Source organism: Phaeobacter cretensis (assembly GCF_047372505.1).
GTDB lineage: Bacteria > Pseudomonadota > Alphaproteobacteria > Rhodobacterales > Rhodobacteraceae > Phaeobacter > Phaeobacter cretensis.
In genome coordinates, this window is sequence record NZ_JBKBEU010000001.1 from 747,160 (window position 1) to 767,791 (window position 20,632).

15 protein-coding genes and 1 pseudogene are annotated in these 20,632 nt (G+C 56.4%); 6 read left to right on the plus strand and 10 right to left on the minus strand.

Going from position 1 to position 20,632, the window contains the following annotated elements; all coding sequences use genetic code 11:
• Positions 1–470 precede the first annotated feature (470 nt).
• Positions 471–2,360, plus strand: a complete 1,890-nt coding sequence (locus ACEWZM_RS03645; protein ID WP_414005153.1) for a PhoX family protein — start codon at positions 471–473, stop codon at positions 2,358–2,360.
• A gap of 244 nt (positions 2,361–2,604) precedes the next feature.
• Here the strand turns inward: ACEWZM_RS03645 and ACEWZM_RS03650 are convergent.
• The 5 genes and pseudogenes from ACEWZM_RS03650 to ACEWZM_RS03670 all read right to left on the minus strand — a co-directional run bounded on the left by ACEWZM_RS03650 (position 2,605) and on the right by ACEWZM_RS03670 (position 8,308).
• Positions 2,605–3,836: pseudogene (locus ACEWZM_RS03650) on the minus strand (transposase).
• 793 nt (positions 3,837–4,629) lie between these two features.
• A complete protein-coding gene (locus ACEWZM_RS03655) occupies positions 4,630–5,241 on the minus strand; it encodes an inner membrane-spanning protein YciB (protein ID WP_414005154.1) in 612 nt (203 codons plus the stop codon).
• Between the two features lie 63 nt (positions 5,242–5,304).
• Positions 5,305–6,207: an EamA family transporter gene (locus tag ACEWZM_RS03660; RefSeq protein ID WP_414005155.1), complete on the minus strand. Its 903-nt coding sequence runs from the start codon at positions 6,205–6,207 to the stop codon at positions 5,305–5,307.
• A gap of 85 nt (positions 6,208–6,292) precedes the next feature.
• A complete protein-coding gene (gene ftsY, locus ACEWZM_RS03665) occupies positions 6,293–7,519 on the minus strand; it encodes a signal recognition particle-docking protein FtsY (protein WP_414005156.1) in 1,227 nt (408 codons plus the stop codon).
• A 111-nt stretch (positions 7,520–7,630) separates the two neighbouring features.
• On the minus strand, positions 7,631–8,308 hold the full coding sequence (locus ACEWZM_RS03670; protein WP_414005157.1) for a lysoplasmalogenase: 678 nt from the start codon (positions 8,306–8,308) through the stop codon (positions 7,631–7,633).
• A gap of 265 nt (positions 8,309–8,573) precedes the next feature.
• Between ACEWZM_RS03670 and ACEWZM_RS03675 the strand changes: the two genes are divergently transcribed.
• A complete protein-coding gene (locus ACEWZM_RS03675; RefSeq protein WP_414005158.1) occupies positions 8,574–8,987 on the plus strand; it encodes a hypothetical protein in 414 nt (137 codons plus the stop codon).
• 116 nt (positions 8,988–9,103) lie between these two features.
• Here the strand turns inward: ACEWZM_RS03675 and xseA are convergent, their stop codons facing one another.
• Positions 9,104–10,696 (minus strand): exodeoxyribonuclease VII large subunit, encoded by a 1,593-nt coding sequence (xseA, locus tag ACEWZM_RS03680; protein ID WP_414007944.1) that lies wholly within the window; start codon positions 10,694–10,696, stop codon positions 9,104–9,106.
• Between the two features lie 133 nt (positions 10,697–10,829).
• On the opposite strand from xseA, the gene purD reads away from it, so the two are divergent.
• Together purD and ACEWZM_RS03690 are read left to right on the plus strand one after the other, a co-directional pair.
• Positions 10,830–12,095, plus strand: coding sequence for a phosphoribosylamine--glycine ligase (gene purD / locus ACEWZM_RS03685; RefSeq protein WP_414005159.1), 1,266 nt, complete (start codon positions 10,830–10,832; stop codon positions 12,093–12,095).
• A gap of 313 nt (positions 12,096–12,408) precedes the next feature.
• Positions 12,409–13,290: a bestrophin family protein gene (locus ACEWZM_RS03690; RefSeq protein ID WP_414005160.1), complete on the plus strand. Its 882-nt coding sequence runs from the start codon at positions 12,409–12,411 to the stop codon at positions 13,288–13,290.
• A gap of 218 nt (positions 13,291–13,508) precedes the next feature.
• Here ACEWZM_RS03690 and ACEWZM_RS03695 read toward each other — a convergent pair whose 3' ends face one another.
• The 3 genes from ACEWZM_RS03695 to ACEWZM_RS03705 all read right to left on the minus strand — a co-directional run bounded on the left by ACEWZM_RS03695 (position 13,509) and on the right by ACEWZM_RS03705 (position 16,701).
• Positions 13,509–15,281, minus strand: coding sequence for a DUF1217 domain-containing protein (locus ACEWZM_RS03695; RefSeq protein ID WP_414005161.1), 1,773 nt, complete (start codon positions 15,279–15,281; stop codon positions 13,509–13,511).
• Positions 15,282–15,499: 218 nt separating this feature from the next.
• Positions 15,500–16,378, minus strand: a complete 879-nt coding sequence (locus tag ACEWZM_RS03700; RefSeq protein WP_414005162.1) for an FG-GAP repeat domain-containing protein — start codon at positions 16,376–16,378, stop codon at positions 15,500–15,502.
• Positions 16,378–16,701, minus strand: coding sequence for a 2Fe-2S iron-sulfur cluster-binding protein (locus ACEWZM_RS03705; protein WP_414005163.1), 324 nt, complete (start codon positions 16,699–16,701; stop codon positions 16,378–16,380). Before ACEWZM_RS03705 ends, ACEWZM_RS03700 begins: the two co-directional genes overlap by 1 nt.
• A gap of 328 nt (positions 16,702–17,029) precedes the next feature.
• Between ACEWZM_RS03705 and ACEWZM_RS03710 the strand changes: the two genes are divergently transcribed.
• Both ACEWZM_RS03710 and ACEWZM_RS03715 read left to right on the plus strand, forming a co-directional pair.
• Complete coding sequence (locus ACEWZM_RS03710) at positions 17,030–17,575, plus strand: peptidoglycan-binding domain-containing protein (protein WP_414005164.1); 546 nt, start codon at positions 17,030–17,032, stop codon at positions 17,573–17,575.
• Between the two features lie 180 nt (positions 17,576–17,755).
• On the plus strand, positions 17,756–18,361 hold the full coding sequence (locus tag ACEWZM_RS03715) for a Crp/Fnr family transcriptional regulator (RefSeq protein ID WP_414007945.1): 606 nt from the start codon (positions 17,756–17,758) through the stop codon (positions 18,359–18,361).
• A gap of 587 nt (positions 18,362–18,948) precedes the next feature.
• On the opposite strand, the gene ACEWZM_RS03720 is transcribed toward ACEWZM_RS03715, so the two are convergent.
• Complete coding sequence (locus ACEWZM_RS03720; protein ID WP_414005165.1) at positions 18,949–20,466, minus strand: Do family serine endopeptidase; 1,518 nt, start codon at positions 20,464–20,466, stop codon at positions 18,949–18,951.
• Between the last annotated feature and the right edge of the window lie 166 nt (positions 20,467–20,632).

Genomic DNA, 20,632 nt, shown 5'->3' on the forward strand with positions numbered 1-20,632 from the left:
GATCCCGCGCGAGGGTGGTCCACAATAACCGCGTTCGGGAAATTGACCCTCAAACTTCGCAACTGCGGCACTGATGGCGTCACACTCTCTGACGACGGCCGCTTCGAGCGGCCTCCGGCCACCTGACGACGCTCAGTCAACCGTCCAGGCGCACGACCATGACGTAGCGTCGCCGCAAATCGGCTTTGAGACCATCTCTACCAATGCTGCGCTGCACACGAATGTCCGGTTTTCAAGACGAGACCAACAACGGGCGTGTGCTCTCGAAAACCTCATCCAACGATAGGGCAGAACCGATGCTTGCTTTGTAGAAAGCCAGCGCTCCAAGAGAATTCAGTGACTTTAGCGTCATCGATTTATCGATGTCATTGCCTTGTAACGGAACCGGATTAGACGATTCAAAACATGCTGACTGGCGTCGTGCGCCTGACCCGAGTTTGAAATAGACACCGAGCCAAAAGGACTGCCAAATGACTAGCGACAAAAAAGATAACGTCTCTTTCGACGACTTTGATGAAATCAACTACCCGCGCCCAGAAGACTGCGATTTTGACCAGGTTGTCGAATCTGCGATCTCCCGCCGCGGGCTCCTTGGCGGCGTCTTAGCTATGGGTAGCTTTGCCACGCTGGGCGGCGCTTTGGTTCCAGCCTCAGCGCGTGCTGCAACTGACCGCTTTGCGTTCAACGCAATTGGCATTTCCACAGCTGACGATATTATCGTGCCTGCTGGCTACAAGGCTGAGGTTATCGTGCGCTGGGGTGATCCACTGTTCGCTGACGCACCAGAGTTCGACCATGCCACACGCGGCACGGCTGAAAGCCAAGAGCGGGCCTTTGGCGACAACAACGACGGCATGGATGTGTTCTCGCATGAAGGCAAAATGCTGCTGGTGGCCAATAACGAATACACCAACCGGTCGATCTTGTCCGTAACCGGCGACAACAAGCTTCTGGACGAAGGCGAGATCACCAAGGGCATGATGGCGCATGGTGTTTCTGTCTTGGAAATCGCTGACGTTGATGGCGCTTGGCAGGTTGTCAAGGACAGCCCTTATAACCGCCGTATTACACCGCAGACAGACATGGCGCTGACCGGTCCGGCAGCTGGCCACGATCTGATGAAAACCGCAGCCGATACGACAGGCACGACCTCAAAGGGCACTTGGAACAACTGCGGCAACGGCGTGACACCATGGGGCACCTACCTGGCTTGTGAAGAAAACTTCAACGGCTACTTCTCTGCAGAAGATGAAGCACATGAAGTTGCAGCTGAGTTGCAGCGGTATGGCGTATCTTCCCGTGACTGGGGCTATAGCTGGGCCAGCATTGATGAGCGTTTCGACGTTGCTAAAAACCCGAATGAGCCAAACCGTGCCGGTTATGTTGTTGAAATCGACCCAACCGATCCAACATCCACCCCACGCAAGCTGACTGCATTGGGCCGTTTCAAGCACGAGAACGCAGAAGCTGTTGTCAACAACGACGGTCGCATAGTGGTCTACATGGGCGACGATGAGCGCGGCGAATTCATGTACCGCTTCGTGTCCGAGGGCGTTTTTGCTCCGGGTGCCGACACCAATAGCCTGCTTGAAAGTGGTACGCTGTCAGTTGCCAAGTTCTACGAAAATGGCACTGGTGAGTGGTTGGAGCTGACGCCGGAAACAACAGGCATGGCGTCTGCGGCTGAGATCTGCATCCACACACGTCAGGCCGGTTCTGCCGTTGGCGGAACCACTATGGACCGCCCGGAGTGGATCACGGCCAACCCCAACAAAGCGGAAATCTACTGCGCGTTGACAAACAACAAGAACCGCGGTGTCAAAACCAATGCGGGCGGCAATGCAACACCTGTTTCCGGCCCAAACCCACGCGAGGCCAACAACTATGGTCAAATCGTGCGCTGGTGGCCCGAGAATGCAGACCACACTGCGTCTGGCTTTACTTGGGATTTGTATGTTCTGGCCGGCAACCCGGTTGTACATGACGACGCCTACGCGGGTTCCGACAACGTGACCACGGACAACATGTTCAACTCGCCTGATGGCATCAAGTTCGACAGCAATGGTCTGCTATGGATCCAGACAGACGGCAATTACTCCAATGAAGGCGACTTCGAAGGTCAAGGCAACAACCAGATGCTGGCGGGTGACCCTGCTACTGGTGAGATTCGCCGCTTCCTGGTTGGACCGAACGAATGCGAAGTCACAGGCCTGACCTGGTCACCTGATCGCCGCACCATGTTTGTGGGCATCCAGCACCCAGGCGAAGATGGAAACAGCCACTGGCCAGAGGGTGGTACTTCGGTGCCACGTTCGGCGGTTATCGCTGTAACGCGCGAAGATGGCGGCCTTGTAGGCTAATTTGTTAGGTTAGAAGTTGATCGGTCACATGCCTGTGGTCGATCAACAATCAGCAAGGTCGACAAAGGAAAAACGCAACCGTTTTTGGCGTCTGTGATATCGGCCGGTTGCGCGCACCTCCCCTTCCCCGAAACGGCCATCGGCGCAACCGCAACGAAAGCTTGGTTTGTCCGGATACTGTTGAAAAAGTCGGTGTTTTGGCGAGCTTGATGCTAAGCGAGGAGCAGGCCTGCCTGCTTCCTCTTCACGTTGGCGATGCTTCCGGGGGCAATTTTGCCAGTTTCCGGAGGTTTTGGGCGGTTGCGGCGGGTTGGAGCTGTTCATATGCGCCTTTGGGTCCTCGCAGCCGCATGGTTGTGACGCCGATGTATCGTTTCAGATGGGCGAAGAGCATTTCGACCTTCCGCCTCTGAATGAACGCGGTCATGTAGGCATCTGTCTTGCGGATCTCGCGGGTGACATCTCGGGCGACATCTCGGGCAGCTTCGTGCACGCAGCGCATGAGGCGTCGCCCGGTGTCCTTCGGACAGCATTGAGGCTTCAGCGGGCATGCATCGCAATCGTGTTTTGAAGCACGGTATCGGATAAAGCCGTCTTTGCCACCATTTGCCTTTCGCGGCTTGGAGACGTTTCTGCGACCGGTTTGCAGGCGCTTCCCGCTTGGGCACGTGTAGCTGTCGGTTGCGGTATCTTCGATGAAGTCTTCGCGCGAGAAGGTGCCGTCCGTCCGCTTTGATTTGTCCCAGACCGGAATATGCGGGGCAATGCCCCGTTCCGCGATCAGCCAGCCCAGCATCTCCGCCGATCCGTACCCCCTGTCGCCGAGCAATGTGTCAGGTTCCATATCGAAGCGGTCCGGCGCGCAGCAGGATCAACCGGTGAGATGTATTTTGGAACGATCTTGGTGGCCGCGCCGAATGCGGCATCATCCCGCGTTTCCAGATAGTCGTCGATGACGCGGGCCGTCAGTTCCGGCGGCAAGTCTTCTTTGCTCTCGATCCCAGGCGTCTGGTTCGCATTCGCCGGGATCAAGCTGGCATTGAGCCCAAAGCTGTGACCTCCAACTCGTCCTTCATCAATGCCGCGCTGCAAGACGATCTCAAACAGATGCCGGAATAAGCCGCTTTCCCGGAAACAGCCGTGCCTGTTTTTGGCAAAGCCTGAATGATCAGGCACCGCATCCGACAGATCGAGCCTGCAAAACCACCGATAGGCCAGAGTGACATGGACCTCTTCCCAAAGCCCACGCTCAGACCCGATGCCCATGCAATAGCCCAGCAACACCATCCGGATCATCAGTTCAGGATCAATCGACGGGCGACCATGAGACCTGTAAAATGGTGCAAGCAACGGCCGCACCTCAGCCAGATCAAGGAACCGATCGATCCTGCGCATTGGATGATCCTGCCGAACAAAATCTTCGATTGAGAACTCATAGAAAAGCGCGCCTTGCGCAACCAGACTTGGAACCATCATCGCCATGTCCTCCACTCTCAAATCAAGTGAATCAAGACTGAATCATCAGATCAACGGACTTTTTCAACAGTATCTCCGCAGTACGGACTCTGATGAAAGGCGCAGCATCGGCCAAGGCCGACGCTTTTCCATGAACGTCCACTTTCGGGAAGTCCGACTTGAGCTTACATGCTCGCGGCATCGCGATTACAGCGGGCAGCACGAGTGTCTGAATTGGGCCGCAGACGGTATAGTCCGTTTGCAGTAGCTTAGCGCAGCTACCTGGCACGTGCGGCCTCAATAAGCGAAATGGCAGACCATAGCTTAAAACATTCTAGCAAAGAAGCGAAGTGAACATTCTAAGCGCGCTTGTTACGCTACGAACAACGCCGCTCGAGGAACAGCTCTAGCCTGTGGCGGCACGGTATGCGTTTCAAATTGATCGTGCCCCAGACGGTATAGGTTAGCGTCTTCCGATCTCAGGATCATTCCAAAAATACCGACAGCGCCACTTTCCTTAGATGGCTAAGATATATTCAAATGAATGCCTCAGCGTATACCTTGAAACTTCATGATATATTTTTCAACATAAAAACAAAGGCTTAAACGCAAATACAAATACATCCAGCAAAAAATCGCCACGACATGAGTATTTCGGTTAAGGTCATTTGGCCATTTGGTCAAGCCCGCGATGCCGCTCAGAGCGCTATCGCAGTTCAATATAGCATCACTCTAACATGAGCCCGCGCCGAAGACGACAGCAACGCGCGATATGCAACGATCGGAGAAAACTGCTTCAGGCCATCCCGAAGAGCTAGGTTTCCTCGACGTCGTCATCCGGCAGTGCATAGGCCTGAAATACGCGTGCCTGCGTCATGAAGAAGGCAAACATCGCCACCGACAGACCGAAAGTCTTGAAATAGACCCAAGTGTCCGTGCTCTGGGTTCGCCAAACCAGCTCATTCACAACTGCCAACGCAAAGAAAAACATGCAGAGCCTGCGGGTCAATATCATCCAGCCTGCATCTTGCAGAGGCATGATTTCCTCCATCATCACCTTGAGATAGCTTCGACCTTTCAACAGCCCCAGCCCCAGCGCGCCGCCGAGTGCAACATAGAGGATGGTCGGTTTCATCTTAAAAAACCGTTCATCATTGAACCAGACCGATAAGCCACCAAAAAGGACGACAATGACCAAGGTGCCAACCTGCATTTTGGAGATGTGCCCGGTGAGCCGCCAAAGCGCCAAACTCGACAGGATCATCAGCGGGATAAAGGCCGCCGTCACGACGATGAAGCCTTTGTACTCCTGGCCACCGATCATCAGCATCTCGTCCCGCAGGCGCATATAGCCGATGAAGAACAGAACCAGCGGGCCGAATTCCAGCACCATCTTGAGAGTTGGGTTGATCGGTTTGCCCGCCATGGTCGTTCCTGTTCCTTGCCTGTGCCTAAAGTGATCCGAAATTCGGGCAATCTGCCCGCTGGATCAGCCGCCCATCTCCACTATCACGGCGCCAAGCGCGATCAAAGCCATCAAGGCGATACGCCGCGGCCCTACCGTTTCCTTCAACACCAGCCAACCAATAAGGGCTGCAAAAACGGTGGAGGTCTCGCGCAGAACCGCCGCTTCGCCCACTTTGTCCAGTCGCGTGGCCAGCATCACCGCACCAAAGGAGCCAAAGGCAATCAAACCACCCAGCAACCCCTTGGCCATCAATGGTCCGGGGGCTGGGCGAGGCGACATCGACCGCCACCGAAGATAGGCGTAGGGCGGCATGGTCAAACCGTCGATAAAGAAGAACCAGGCAAGAAAAGTGAACGGATTCGCCGTCGCTCGAATGCCATAGGCGTCATAGGTTGTGTAAAGCGCCACAAATACCCCGGTGGCCACAGCGAGTGCCAGAGCACTGCCAAGGGTTTCGCGATTAGCAGTCAGATTGCGGTAGTTATAAAGCGCGAGGCCGAAAATCCCCGCCAGCAGCACCGCAACGCCAAGCCATTGCACTGGCGTGAATTGCTCGTCAAACAGGACCGACGCGCCCAGCACCGTGAATAGCGGCCCCGTGCCACGGACCACAGGGTAGACCACCGTATAGCTGCCCTTGCTATAGGCCAGTCCCTGCAAAATCTTGTAGAGCACATGGATCAGCCAGACGGCGGCAAAAATCGGCCACATATGCGGTTCCGGCCAAGGCACCAGAAAAAGCGCCAGTGGCATTGCCATCATTCCATAGGAAAAATCTATCGCTCCGCGTGATAGCCAGGGATCGTAGCGGCCTTTTTGCAATGCGCCAAACACTGCATGCAGAACTGCCGCCATCAGAGCCAGCACCAAGGCCATGTGGTGACCAGCTTCAGTGCCTTCGAGGGAAATCAGCCAATCGCTCAAACAGAATACCTTTGTATCAAAACGATGGGTCGGAGATTTTGCACGTCAGATGCCCGACGATATCTAGAGCCCGACGAACGCCCACTCACATCAAGGCTTGAGACGCCTCCAGACCGGTCAGCGCAGCCGCAAATTCCTCTGGATCAAAGGGGGCCAGATCATTGATCTGCTCTCCTACGCCGATGGCATGGATCGGCAGCCCAAACCGGTCTGCAAGCGCGACCAGCACGCCGCCTTTAGCGGTGCCGTCCAATTTGGTCATCACCAGTCCGGAGACATCCGCCAGTTTCTGGAAGGTGTCGACCTGATTGAGCGCGTTCTGACCTGTCGTCGCATCCAACACCAAAAGAGTATTATGCGGCGCTGTTTCATCCTTCTTGCGGATCACCCGGACGATCTTGGCTAATTCTTCCATCAAATCAGCCCGGTTCTGCAATCGCCCGGCGGTGTCGATCAATAGCAGATCTGCACCTTCTTCCTGGGCCTTTGCCATCGCATCAAATGCAAGCGACGCGGGGTCTGAGCCTTCCGGTGCTGTCAGAACCGGCACTCCGGCACGATCCCCCCAAACCTGAAGCTGTTCCACCGCAGCAGCCCGGAAAGTGTCACCAGCCGCAATCACAACCTTCTTTCCGGCCGCCTTGAACTGGCTCGCCAGCTTGCCAATGGTTGTCGTCTTACCAGACCCGTTGACACCAACCACCAACACCACCTGCGGGCGCTTTTGGTAGATTGGCATAGGGCGGGCAACGGGGTCCATGATGCGCGCGATCTCAGCCGCCAGTAACTCTTTGATTTCACGGGTTGAGAGCCGCTTGCCAAGTCGCCCCTCAGCCATATTCGCGGTGACACGCAGCGCGGTATCGACCCCCATGTCGGCGCCAACCAGAAGATCCTCCAGCTGCTCCAACATGTCATCATCCAGCACACGGCGTGGTTCATCTGCCCGACCACGGCCCATCAGGCGGCCAAGGAAACCGGGTGCAGCCGGTGCTTGTTCCGATACTATTTCGGGCTTCATGGCCGGTTTCGGCATGGGCGCGGTCGGAATGGGTGAAGGGTCAGGAGTAGCGCCGGTCGGCTCAATTGAGCTCTTCGGTGGTGTTTCGTCAGGTACATTCGCAGAGGGGGCGACAGGCGCTTCGACGGCTGGTTCTGTCGACTGAACGTTCTCCTGTTCTGGAGGCGATTCAGGGGCGGACTTTTCTACCGACGCGTCGCTTAGCCCCTCCTCGACGATGGCATCCAGCCCTTCCTCAAGCTTGTTTGACGACTTAAACAGCCGGTCCTTCAGTTTTGAGAAAAACGCCATGTCGGTCTCCGCATATTGGGTCTTTGCGTATTGTCATGCGGACACCTAATGCGGTTTTGCAGCAAGTGCAAAGCACCTCAGACCGCTGACCGCCGCAAAACCGATACAGCCCTAGAGAAAAGCCAGCAAAAATCCAACCTGTGCGCCCCAATATAGCGGCCAGACGACATAAGGCGTGATCCAGCGCATCGGGTGGTTTTCCGACAACACAAAGGTCTCAAAAGCCAGAACAATATCCGACACCATAAAGGCCACCGCCGCAGGCAACACCAGTGCAAGACCAGCAGTGGATGCCCCCAACGGCAGGGTCAACGCCGCCAGCCCCATACCAAGAATAATCGGCACATACGCGAGTACCGGCCCTTTGAGTACACCAGCCCGGGGCGCTAGCAGGCGCGCCATCGCCAAACCGGCAAGCACAAGCACCACAACGCCCAAAAGCTGGGGAACCTGCATAAGTCGGCCGAAATCACTGTTTTCCTGTCCAAGGAACAGAAAAATATAAACCAAATGCCCTGCGGCAAAGGAACCGACGCCCGCCATAAATGCGCTCTCGCCGTCGCGCGACAAGAACAAGTCACCCAATGTACAAAGGCCGAGTGCCAGGATCAGAAGCGCGGATCCGCCCCCCAACCAAGCAGCACAGGCCAGCAGCAACACCGCCAAAGTTTTGGTGGCACTGCGCAAGATACTCGGCGAGCGGGCCGTCAGTCCCAGATAGACGAGTGCAAACAGCGCTGCGAATAATACCAGCACATCCCCTATCGATGCGCCCCCCAAATCTGGCATTCTGATCTCTCCCCTGCATCGACTTAATTTGTCAACTCTGGCTGATCAGACTTAGCTGTCTTGACGCAAGCATACTTGGCTCCGTCGCAGATCTCTGTCCGATTGCTGGCGCGATGTTGCCCGTCAGAGTGGCATCGGTCAAAGGTGACGCAGCGAAACCCCAGTATCCGCCCGGCACCCCGGCAACACCCGCGAATTGATGCCAACCACTGGCAAACCAACAGAAACATTGGCCAGACGCTTACCACTCTGGCAGAGTTAGACAATGCGATCACTCTGTTCGATTCTCTCGCTCGTCCTGTGTGGCGGCGTTCTGCACGGCGAAATGGCGCAGGCCGGTGCAGCACTGTCAGCCGATCAGTTTGATCGCTATACGCAGGGCCGCACGTTATTTTATGGCTTTGACGGAGTTCCCTATGGAGTCGAGCGATATCTACCAAACAGGCGCGTGATATGGTCTTTTCTGGATGGCCAATGCCAAAACGGCGAATGGTATCCGCAGGCCAATCAGATCTGTTTTATCTACGATGAGATCGGCGCGCCGCAATGTTGGGAGTTTTCAATCAGCGACAAAGGCCTGATTGCCCAGTTTGAGGGCGACCCTGAGGCGACCGAACTCTATGAAGCCGACGAACTGGGCGAGGAAATGCTCTGTCTTGGGCCCAAGATCGGTGTCTGATCGATCTAAATATAGATAGAACGGCGTAGGCTGCCGCCTGTCACTCAGTTTTTGCTAAATGCCCCGCCTCTCAATTCGCAGCCTTTTGCTTGCCTGCAGCAAGGCCGATCATACCACTAGAACAATGACCCCTGATCGTCGGGCTCCGGCTTGTCATGCTTCGGTGGTTCGGGCTCTGCATCTGTAACTTTGGCTGATTTGATTTTGGAATGTTTAGGTTTGGCCTGCTTGGCGTTGCTATGCGACGCGCCATCCTCGTGACGTCGGCTCCCGTTTGACGCGACTTCAATCTCTGCATCAGCGAATTCGATCCACAAATTTTCCTGCGACGCAGCGTCGGCCGCACGAGTAATCACTCCTTCGCCACCGCGCACCACAGCATAGCCACGATCCAGCGTGGCCTTGTAACTCAGAATTTCCAATTGACGGCCAGTGGCCTCCAGTCTCCGCCGCTGCCGATCCAGCCGTTGGTTCTGAACCGTATCCAAGCGTTGCGCCAATTGGCCAAGACGATCCTGTTGGCGTGCAAGCTCCTGCTGAATCGGGCGCAATGTCAGCCGCGAAGAGAGGTAGCGTAGCGTATCGCGACGCCCATGTACCAACTGGCGTAGGGTGCTCGGGCGCAATGCGGCAGTGGCCTCGCTTAGCCTCAGGCGGCGGCGCTCCACCCCCCGGATCAACGCATCGGGCAGCTTGTCCGCGATGCGATCCAGCCGTTGACGCGGGTTTTCCAATAAAGTGTCTGGATTCGGAAGCGCGCGGGTCAGGTCATTCAACCGCTGTCGGCGCTGCTGCACCGCCTGCCCGGCAGTGCGCACCAGCCGCGCGCTCTGATTCTCGGTCCAGCCCATCAATTCCAACCGCACAGGCACAGCCAATTCCGCGGCAGCAGTGGGGGTTGGCGCGCGTCGGTCAGACACAAAATCGATCAGCGTCGTATCGGTTTCATGGCCCACCGCAGATATCAGCGGAATTTGCGAAGCCGCCGCCGCGCGCGCGACGACCTCCTCATTGAAGCCCCAGAGATCCTCGATCGAACCACCGCCACGGGCAACGATGATCAAATCCGGTCGTGGAAGTGCTCCCCCCGGTGTAAATTGGTTAAATCCTTCAATGGCGCGAGTCACCTCCGGGGCACAGGCTTTGCCCTGAACCGCAACAGGCCAGACCAGCACCTTGCGTGGGAAGCGTTCACGCAAGCGGTGCAGAATATCCCGGATCACCGCTCCTGAAGGTGATGTCACCACGCCAATAACCTGCGGCAGATAGGGCAATGCCTGCTTGCGCTCAGCAGCAAACAGCCCCTCTGTCTCAAGCTGTTTCTTGCGTTTTTCCAATAGCGCCATCAAAGCGCCCTGACCCGCAACTGCCACCTCATCCACGTTCATATTATACTTGGATTGGGCTCCAAACGCGGTAAGCCGCCCTGTGACGACCACTTCCAATCCTTCTTCGGGCACAACCGAAAGGCTAGAGATCTGGCCCTTCCAGGTGGTGCAGGCAAGTACGGATCGGTCGTCCTTGATATCATAGTAGAGATGGCCGGAACGTGCCTTGAATACGCGGCCAACCTCGCCCTTCACCCGGATGCGCCCAAAACTGCCTTCCAGCGTGCGCTTTACCTCACCAGAAATCTCCGAAACGGTGAATTCGGGCGCATTCTGGCCGGGATTGGTGTCCGGGGTGGGATCGTCGAACAGATCGGACATCGGGCGCGGCTCTCCTGCGGCACATGTGGTTCTTGTTTTGAAGTCGCGCGCAGCATAGAACCCGCCGCAAGCAAGGCAAGCCCCGGCAATCGCCGGCGGAGCCATTGGTGCAGGCAGATCGGAGAACACGGACATGAACATCCTTATCCTCGGCAGCGGTGGGCGTGAACACGCCCTCGCCTGGGCAGTGATGCAGAACCCCAAATGCGACAAGCTGATCATCGCGCCCGGCAATGCAGGTATTGCCCAGATCGCCGATTGCGCATCGCTGGACATTGAAAGCGGTGGCGCTGTGGTCAATTTCGCCGAGGAAAACGCCATTGATTTCGTGATCGTTGGCCCCGAAGCGCCGCTGGCGGCTGGCGTAGCTGATCGTCTCCGCGACGCGGGCGTATTGGTTTTTGGTCCTTCGGAAGCGGCAGCAAAACTGGAGGCCTCGAAGAGCTTCACCAAAGAAATCTGCGACGCTGCCAACGCCCCGACCGCGGCCTATGGCCATTTCAGCGATGCACAGGCTGCCAAGGCCCATGTGCGCAAACATGGCGCGCCCACGGTGGTCAAGGCTGACGGCCTGGCAGCGGGCAAAGGCGTCATTATCGCCATGACCGAAGATGAGGCCATTGCAGCCATCGACGACATGTTCGGAGGCGCATTTGGCGGTGCTGGCGCTGAAGTGGTGATTGAGGAGTTCATGGAAGGCGAGGAAGCCTCGCTGTTTGTTCTGGTTGATGGCGAAGACGTGCTGGCCATAGGATCCGCGCAGGACCACAAACGCGTTGGCGAGGGAGACACGGGACCCAACACGGGCGGCATGGGGGCTTACTCGCCGGCACCAGTATTAACCACCGAGATCGAAGCCCGCGCCATGGGCGAAATCGTGAAGCCCATGATGCGCGTGATGGCCGATCGCGGTATGCCCTACCAGGGTGTGCTTTATGCCGGGTTGATGATCAAAGATGGTGTGCCACGGCTGGTCGAATACAACGTTCGCTTTGGTGATCCCGAATGTCAGGTCCTGATGATGCGGCTCGGTGCGCAGGCACTGGACCTGATGCAGGCAGTCGCCGAAGGCCGCCTGTCCGAAGCCAAGGTCAACTGGGCAGATGACCACGCCATAACCGTAGTTCTGGCTGCCAATGGCTATCCTGAGGCTTATGAAAAAGGCACCGAGATCAAAGGCCTTGATACCCTGCCTGAGGACAGCAGCAATATGGTCTTTCATGCGGGCACGAAGCGTGACAGCGGCAAGGTGCTGGCAGTCGGCGGCCGTGTGTTGAACGTGACCGCACGGGGCGCAACATTGCCGGAAGCCCGAGATCGCGCTTATGAGATGGTCGACGCTATTGACTGGCCCGAAGGGTTCTATCGTCGCGACATCGGCTGGCGTGCATTTGACTAATTAAGGTCAGTTTTCAGCAAGATGCCAAGATAGCGGGCGCCGTCTCCCGCCTGTTCCTGACCCATCAAAGATGGTTCAATACAGTTGGGCATAGCCGGGCGCGACGCGCCCGGCGGGAAGCATGCAACAACGAGCACATGTGCAAACCCGCCCCTGGCAAAGAGCTGCAAAATACAGTTCGGAGACACCATGATCCGATTCCGTCATAGATAATGGCGCGACCGCTTCCAGCCCGCCGTTTCTGAACCGGAATTCCCTTTCGTAACGCACTAGGATAAATCCTGCTTGCCTTTGAACAAAGGAGCCAACAGCGATGATCCTACGAGATAAACCGGGCATGATGCAGCTGCTGTTTGCGGTGCGCGGCTCTGTGCTGCCACGCATTCTGCCACGGATCCTTGGTCTCTCGGCTCTATCAGCGTTAGTACTTTGGCTCGATACAAAAGTCATCGCCTTGCCCCATACAAATGCGGCACCTTTCGCGGTCTTTGGTATCGCGCTATCGTTGTTCTTAGGGTTTCGCAACAACGCGGCCTACGACCGCTGGTGGGAAGGGCGCAAGCTCTGGGGCCAGTTGGTAGCCGATCTACGTAGCCTCAGTCGCGAAGTGGATCTCTTCGTTACGGATATTGAGAGACGCAAGCGGATCCTGCAGCTGGCGCTCGGCTTTTTGCACCTGCATCGTATCAATCTGCGTAAGCAGGCCGACACCTCAGTGGCAATCCGCTGGGCAGGAGAAGATTTTGCATCCACTCCTCATCCGCCCTGTGCTGCACTCGACGCACTGGCCGCCGAAGCGACAGCAGGTGCCGACGATGGCTTTGCCCGCAAGGCACTGGCCGAACGCATTGCCAATATCGCCCTCGCACAGGCAGGTTGCGAGCGCATTGCCACCACACCGCTGCCATATGTCTATTCGCTGTTGGTGTTTCGGACGACATATCTCTACTGCATCTTATTGCCATTCGCATTGATCGACGGCGCTGGTTGGCTAACGCCGATCTTTGTGGGCATCGTTGCCTATGTGTTTTTCGGCCTCGCCGAAGTGACCGAGGAGCTGTCGCACCCTTTTGGCGAGACGGTGAACGGCCTGCCGCTGAACGCGATTTGCCGCACAGTGGAACGCGCGCTGGCACCCAAGTTGGGACAAGACGCGCCGCCCCCTCTTCAACCGGTGGGCTACTATCTATCCTGATCCAGACTTCGATAGATATGCCACCTTAAGTGCCTACTTCTAATGAGATATCTCTCGCTCGTAGTATTCCTCACAGATGCGCTGGCGTGGGGAATTTCTCCACAAAAAATCGGACTGGTGCATACCAGATGTCGCCAAATAAAGAACCACACACCCCACATTCTTCAGGGCAGGCTCAGCTATTTGCCAAAACTGAAAAAATCAAAGCATCAACCCGATCAGAATAGCATCAGCACCGGATCACTGAAGCCAGCTGTTGTCTGGTCGCTATTCAAACCGCTTAGCAAAAGAAACCTGTTGCGGAACTCATCCAGTTTATCCGACTCCAACAGATCAGCCGGATGAGTCGTGCCAAAAGATGCCAAAGACCGCTCTTTCATCTCAGTCACCTGACGGTCAATATTGAGTTGGCCAAAATTGGATGGCAGGCCCAATGCAGTCTCAAACACCGATTTAAGCGGCGGCGACCCGATAATACCAAACCAATGTGCATCCTCGCTTCCACCAGAATCGGCAATAGTCTGCAACTCACGCTCAAGCGCAAGCGCAAGCCGCATATTCGGATCGCTCTCTCCGATTGCGATCTCAAAATTACGATCCTTGTAAAGGTTCGCAATTTCCTGCCCAAAGCCACCAGGGTAAGTATGATCGCTTTCTCCAGAATTAAAGGCAAAAGCATTGGCCATAGCCTTGAGGTTTGGGTCGCGGTGCAGGTTCGCATATGATGTTTCTGAAGAAAGGTCTGATTCAAACGCCTTGATCATCACATCAAAGTCGAGCGCTCGGTTGCTGATATTGAACACGTCGAGGCCCGCCTCAAACGCATCAAAATCAAAAACAAATTGCTGCGGTGTGTCGTAGCCCGACAGTTTGCTTCCGACCTCATCTGCCAGCACTTTCATCCTGCTGGGGGCTGTTGGCCATTCGTTCTGGAATGCATCAGCAAAGTCATAATAGGCAAGGTTTTCCGGTTGGTTCACAAACGAATTGGGATCCGATAGATCCGATTCCAACACATCGCGAATGTACTGCTCTCCCGGATTGCTGACATTGAACTGTTCAAGCGCATCCGCAAGCAGCCCTGGCTGCGCCAAAAGCTCGTCCGGGCTGGTGAATTCATTGATATCCGATATCCCAAAGCCGAAGGCGCGTGACATCGCCACGTAGCGTGGATCCTCTCTCTGGTTTACAGGCGACTCCGGATCATGGGGATTTGATTCCAACATCCGTTTTAGGAAAATTGTGTTGGTATATTCCAGATCGAAGCTTTTGATCACCGCGTTCAGGAGCCCTTCGTCGGCCAGCAACTCATCCGCATTGGCTGGGCCGTTGCCATCGTTCATAGCACTGAATTCACCCACCAATGCTTCCATGTCGGTACTATATTCTGGCGACTGGTTGAATTTGAACGCGTTCACAAAACCTGTAAGATTGGGATCACTCAGGCGGTTTACAAACGAGGCGGGATCCGACGTGTCCGACTCCAGCACCCGCATCAAAAAGAACTCATTCCCGGCGTATTTTTGGAGACTGAAATCTTCCAGCGCCTGGGTAAGCAATGTCTGATTGGACAGCAAATCTTCCGGGCTGGCGACTGTGACATATGGTTTGTCGGCAGTGTTGCTTGGCAGTTGTGGACCATCTTCGCTGCCAAAGCCAAAGGTTTGGGCCAGCCCAAGATAACGGTTATCATTTAGACGGTTGGCAAATGACGTCGGCTCGGACAGGTCAGAATCCAGAACTTGTTTGATGAAGGCACGGTTATTGATGTCTTCTTCAAGACCAAATGCGCCCAGGGCAACCTGCAGCACATTATAGTTGTCTAGCAACTGATCCGAAGTCTTAATGCTATCGATCTTCTGCGTAAACTCCTCCACCGCACGGTCAAGTATCGGAGATTTATCAAATATTCTCTGCTGCTCAACCCGAGTTCGATCCAGAAAATTCCATCCGGCGATACCGGTTCCCAGCACATAGGGTGAAAAGGTCACACGCCTGTCTCCTGCTTGCAAACGGGTTGCGTCACGGGCCACGCCAGTGCGGTCCGGAAGATGTATTTGACAATACACTACGGTCAAAGTGGTGAACAAACCTCAAACAACGAGGCGATCATCACCAGGGATTTGTCAGAAAATAGGTGCAACTTTACCAATGGGCCAAGCCACATTGCCCCACGCGAAGCTATAGCACAGGTAGGGTGGTTGACGGGTTACTCAGGATCGTTGCACTGCAATGCAGCTGCAAGCCCGTGCGCCCGGGAAAACGCCCCAATATCGCGACTGACCAACTCGCCTGCCTCAAATGCAGTGGCCATAATACGGGCCCATCCAGCATCAACTGTGATCAGCTCGGGCTTATCGCCACATCTGCGCAAGCCCGACGTGATGAAATCTTCGCCTATCCGGTGGTTGGTCAGCCCGCCGGCCTGAGCCAACTCATGCAGCTTGCCATCTCGATAGCGCCAGACTCGCAGCGTTTTCGCAAGGTGAGGACGGTCAATATAGGCAACTTCGATATGGCCATCCCCATCCAGATCCGCCGCAGCTATTGGCGCAAGCCAGCGAAACCGAGTGCCAATGTGGGGTGTCGCCGCAATCTTGCGCACGGCCCCATCCTGCAACCCATATACCGCCAACTGCGCGCCCTTCTCCGGGTCACTTTCGACCACCACGGCCTCCGGCGCACCATCCGCGGTGACATCCCATAGCCGTGGCGACAGATCCTCAAACACTGGTCCGCGTGAGCGCAGGTCTATGCGAAACACACGTCCCTGACTGTCACGCAATGTCATGGCAGAATATTCGATACGATCCCCCAACACACCATGCGGATAGTGTGTCGTGGGAACCGCAAATCTGGCCTCCAGCAAATGCGCATCTGCCGATCGAGATGCAGTCTCTGCTGCCCCACCGGACGCAAGGCACAGTGTCACAAGACCTGTAACCATGGCAAAGGTTGCTTGGAGACGACTAGGCGCCACGCCAGGTTGCCATCCAGCTTGCAACAGGTGCAGCGGTTGGCTGGCGCGGCGCAAGGACGAGGGCAAGGCGCACCGCAGCCAACGCCGCGCCTGCGGCCCCAGCCGCATCAGATTTGTTTTTCAGGCATATGTACCACAAGACCGTTCAAGTCATCGGTCACCTTGATCTGGCAGGTCAGACGCGAGCGTGCCGGATCCGGCTCAAAGGCGAAATCAAGCATGTCCTCTTCCATGTCGTCTTTGGCAGGGATTTTCTCTACCCACGCGGCATCGACATAGACATGGCAGGTTGAACAGGCACAGGCCCCGCCGCAATCCGCCTCGATCCCAGGAATGTTGTTATCGCGCGCGCCTTCCATCACGGTCAGCCCATTGGCCACATCCACAACGTGTTCGGCACCATTGTGTTCGACATAAGTGATTTTTGCCATCGTCAGCTGCATCCTTTTTCGCGTTGCGTCCGAGGTTGTAGCCAACCACCGCGCACCGCGCCAGTCAGAAACCGCCTGCATTAGAAAACTCCTGCCCAGAAGTGCCGCAAATCCCCAAATAGCCCGGCGGCCTAGGCCCACCACCCAACAATTTTGGTCTCTGCGTATATTTGATCTTACAATAACGGCCAACCAGTCATCTCCCTCCGCACCCGTAACTGGGCTTTGCGCCAGACGCGGAACTACGGTAGTTTGATAGCGATAGCCCCATACGGACGGGCTATCGCGGCATCACGGCTGCCGATTTCAAGACACGGGGACTTTGTTCATGGCTGACCTCTCGCGCCTCATATGGGCCGGTCCATTGTGGACGTGGTTTGCGCTGGGGTCTCTGACACTGACAGTGGCCTGCGTCGAACCGCAGCCCAGAGCGGGTACCGCTCAGGTCTCGCGCAGCGCAGGCCCAACGGCCCCGCCCGGTGCGCCGGCCGGTAGCTGCTGGGGCACACATACAACCCCCGCCGTGATTGAAACCGTCACCTTTCAGGTCATGACCCGGTCTGCCAAAACCGCACCGGATGGGCGTGTTTTGCAGCCCGCCCGTTTTCGCCGCGAGACCCGCCAAGAGATCGTGCGTCCACGCCGTGAAAGCTGGTTCGAAACGCCCTGCCCGGTGGATATGACACCCCAATTCGTCGGCTCAGTTCAACGAGCGCTGGCAGCTCGCGGCCTCTACCGGGACGAGATCACCGGTCTTATGGATCGCAATACGCGTACGGCAGTACGTAAATTTCAGGAACAGGATGGATTTGCCAATGATCAGCTGTCATTGGTCAGTGCCCGCAAGTTGGGATTGGTCGCCGTTGAAAATTAGGACGCTCTCACATCCCCGCCAATTCACCTGCAAGGGTACGCTATGAGCACGCAACCGCCTGCCTCTGACACGCTACCCACGCCGGGATCTGGCAATGGCAGCGCGCGCACCACTGCTCGGCGTAAATGGTTCCTCCCTGATCGCGGTTTTCTGTCTGGCGCTTCCGACCGCCTGCTGGAGATGCTCGACAGTCAGGCAAGCGAAGTCCTGTTACAGGCTGGGGAAGAATTGTTCGAACAAGGTGACGAGGGCGATGCGCTTTATGCGATTGTCAGCGGCACTGTAGAGTTCTCAACGCTATCTTCTGCTGGGCGCAAACTGTCGCTCGATATTATGCGCCCAGGAGCTGTCTTTGGCGAAATTGCCCTGTTTGATCCCGGTCCGCGTACGGCCACTGCGACAGCACTGGAACCCAGTCGCCTGCGTCGCCTGCGCAGCGGCGATGTCCTGACAAAGCTACAGCATCACCCTGCATTGGCCGGAGACCTGCTTAGACTTGCAGGGCAACGGATGCGCTGGATGAACACGCAGTACAGCGAACAGGTTTTCCTGCCCATGCCAGTGCGACTGGCACGTAAATTGCTGTATCTCACGACAGAGGGCGGCGACGGGCGGCTGTCCCTGTCACAAAGTGAACTGGCCGAGTTTGTCGGTGCAACCCGCGAAGCGGTCTCCAAAACGCTGTCACAATGGAAACGTGGTGATGTGATTGACATCAGCCGTGGCGGACTGACTATCCGCGACCGGGCGGCATTGCGGTTATTGGCTGATCCGGATCTGGGTTGATCCAGGTGGGTGAATCTCAGCGGCGGCCGAACCACGGCCAACGCAGCAGACTAAGATCCAAACAGACGCCAAATCGCTAAATACTCTTGATTGTGAACTGGATCACAGACCAGCCCCACTGCAAGGGCCATGGTGTACGCAGGCCGCCGTTATCCGTTCCATCCCAACGGTGGCCTGTCCCATCAAGAGCCATGTGTCGCGGCACATGGCTCGACGGGACCCAGACAACCGTCGGGCGCATTCGGGGACCAGATGCGCCATCTGGGGCGGCGGATATCTGAGAACAACTCGTTGGATCGAACAGAAGGTGCCTGGAGGCGCCTGGGGTCTTTAGGCCCATGTGATGACGCCTCCCATCGGTGCGAGTCCGTGACGTGCCGGAGACCAATGGCTGGGGGCAATTTGGCCGCCCTGTACCGATCCACGCAAAATAGCCGGGCATTCTTGCCCGGCTATTTTGTATTGATTTGCCTCCCGGCCCCAAACCAGTCCCGCAAATTAGGACCCTCGACCGGTCGTAAGGCCAGTCATCAGAGCGGACCGCCGTAACCGGCGGTCCTTAGCTTAGGGAGTATGTTCGTCGACGCTTATTCGCTGAGGTTCAGCGCGACGAATCGCGGTTCGCCAGCGCGGCGCACCAAGAGTAGCAAGGATTTACGCCCAGCTTCTTTCGCCTCGTCGATACGCGCTTCCAGCTCACTGATCGAGGTCAATTTCTGCTGGCCCGCTTCAGTGATCAGATCGCCAGCACGCATACCTTTTTCCCAGGCCTCCGACGCTTCGTCGACGGAGGTGATCACCAAGCCATCCATGTCGTCCGGTATACTCAGCTCACTACGTTGATCATCGTTCAGGCGGCTGATCGTCAGGCCCAACAGCTGTTTCTCGGCGGTTTCAGGAGGAGTCTCATCATCATCCTCAGGCGTGCTCTGACGCTGTGCATCTTCACGGCGACCAAGAGTAACACGGAGGGTTTCGGTTTTGCCTTCACGGAACACTCGCACCCGCACGGCCTTGCCGACTTCGGTATTCCCGACCTGACGCACCAAACCTCGGGTATCTTTCACATCCACACCGTCAAATGACAAGATAACGTCGCCTGCCAGCAGACCTGCTGCCTTCGCTGGGCCTTCGGGCACATCAGTGACCAGCGCGCCCTTAGCACTGTCGAGACCCATCGCCTCGGCGACATCCTTGGTCACGTCCTGAATACGCACGCCAAGCCAACCGCGGCGGGTTTCACCGAATTCTTTCAGTTGGTTCACCACTTTGCTGACAACGTTCGATGCCATGGAGAAACCGATACCGATTGATCCACCATTGGGGGACAGAATCGCAGTGTTCACGCCGACAACCTGGCCGTCCATATTGAACAGCGGCCCGCCCGAGTTGCCCCGGTTGATCGCGGCATCAGTCTGAATGTAGTCGTCATAGGACCCTGAAAGTTCGCGATTGCGAGCCGAAACGATACCCGCAGACAGCGAGAACCCCTGCCCCAGAGGGTTGCCCATTGCAACGACCCAGTCACCAACGCGCGACAGATCGCTATCGCCAAATTTTACAAAGGTCAGCGGCATTGGTGCCTCAACCTTCAGCAGTGCGATATCGGTATTTGGATCTGTGCCGACCACTTTGGCAGGCAGTGGCTGCGCGGGCTGGCCCTCACCGGGGAAAAACTCGATCTCGATCTCGTCGGCTTCTTCGATCACGTGGTTGTTGGTGACAATATAGCCATCTTCCGAAATCACAAAACCCGACCCAAGGGCGGATGAACGGCGCGGACGCTCTCCGTCACCACCGCCGTTACGGTCCTGAAATTCGCGGAAGAAATCTTCGAAAGGTGATCCTTCGGGCACGATGCCTTGTGGGCCGGAGCGGCCCTCAACCACCGTTGTTGTGGTGATATTGACCACCGCGCGGCTGACCTTGTCGGCCAGTGGCGCAAGGCTTTCAGGGCGGGCCTGCGCAATAGCAACCTGCGCGAGCAGCACCAATGTGCTGATCATAGCAAGCCAGATCAGACGCATCGGTGTCACTTGCTCCGAGCGCTGGCTTGCAAGGGCGCGTGCCTTATTGTTTGTGTTCGTCTTTGCCTGTGGCTGCACGAAACTACTCCTTAGTTGTCGTCTATTCCATGTTCTGCGGCGCGGTATACGCGGTGGGCGTTATCGAGGCCGCAAAAGATCATGGGCGTAATGTAGTCTTTCTCATTCCCGTCACAATGAATGTTGCACGTATTCAAATCGAAGTGAAACCCGGTGAGGTCCTACA

Coding starts and splice junctions, on each gene's coding strand:
- ACEWZM_RS03645 (WP_414005153.1), top strand. CDS start 471: ATGACTAGCGACAAAAAAGATAACGTCTCTTTCGACGACTTTGATGAA.
- ACEWZM_RS03655 (WP_414005154.1), bottom strand. CDS start 5,241: ATGGCGGGCAAACCGATCAACCCAACTCTCAAGATGGTGCTGGAATTC.
- ftsY (WP_414005156.1), bottom strand. CDS start 7,519: ATGGCGTTTTTCTCAAAACTGAAGGACCGGCTGTTTAAGTCGTCAAAC.
- ACEWZM_RS03670 (WP_414005157.1), bottom strand. CDS start 8,308: ATGCCAGATTTGGGGGGCGCATCGATAGGGGATGTGCTGGTATTATTC.
- ACEWZM_RS03675 (WP_414005158.1), top strand. CDS start 8,574: ATGCGATCACTCTGTTCGATTCTCTCGCTCGTCCTGTGTGGCGGCGTT.
- xseA (WP_414007944.1), bottom strand. CDS start 10,696: ATGTCCGATCTGTTCGACGATCCCACCCCGGACACCAATCCCGGCCAG.
- purD (WP_414005159.1), top strand. CDS start 10,830: ATGAACATCCTTATCCTCGGCAGCGGTGGGCGTGAACACGCCCTCGCC.
- ACEWZM_RS03690 (WP_414005160.1), top strand. CDS start 12,409: ATGATCCTACGAGATAAACCGGGCATGATGCAGCTGCTGTTTGCGGTG.
- ACEWZM_RS03700 (WP_414005162.1), bottom strand. CDS start 16,378: ATGCGGCTGGGGCCGCAGGCGCGGCGTTGGCTGCGGTGCGCCTTGCCC.
- ACEWZM_RS03705 (WP_414005163.1), bottom strand. CDS start 16,701: ATGGCAAAAATCACTTATGTCGAACACAATGGTGCCGAACACGTTGTG.
- ACEWZM_RS03710 (WP_414005164.1), top strand. CDS start 17,030: ATGGCTGACCTCTCGCGCCTCATATGGGCCGGTCCATTGTGGACGTGG.
- ACEWZM_RS03715 (WP_414007945.1), top strand. CDS start 17,756: ATGCTCGACAGTCAGGCAAGCGAAGTCCTGTTACAGGCTGGGGAAGAA.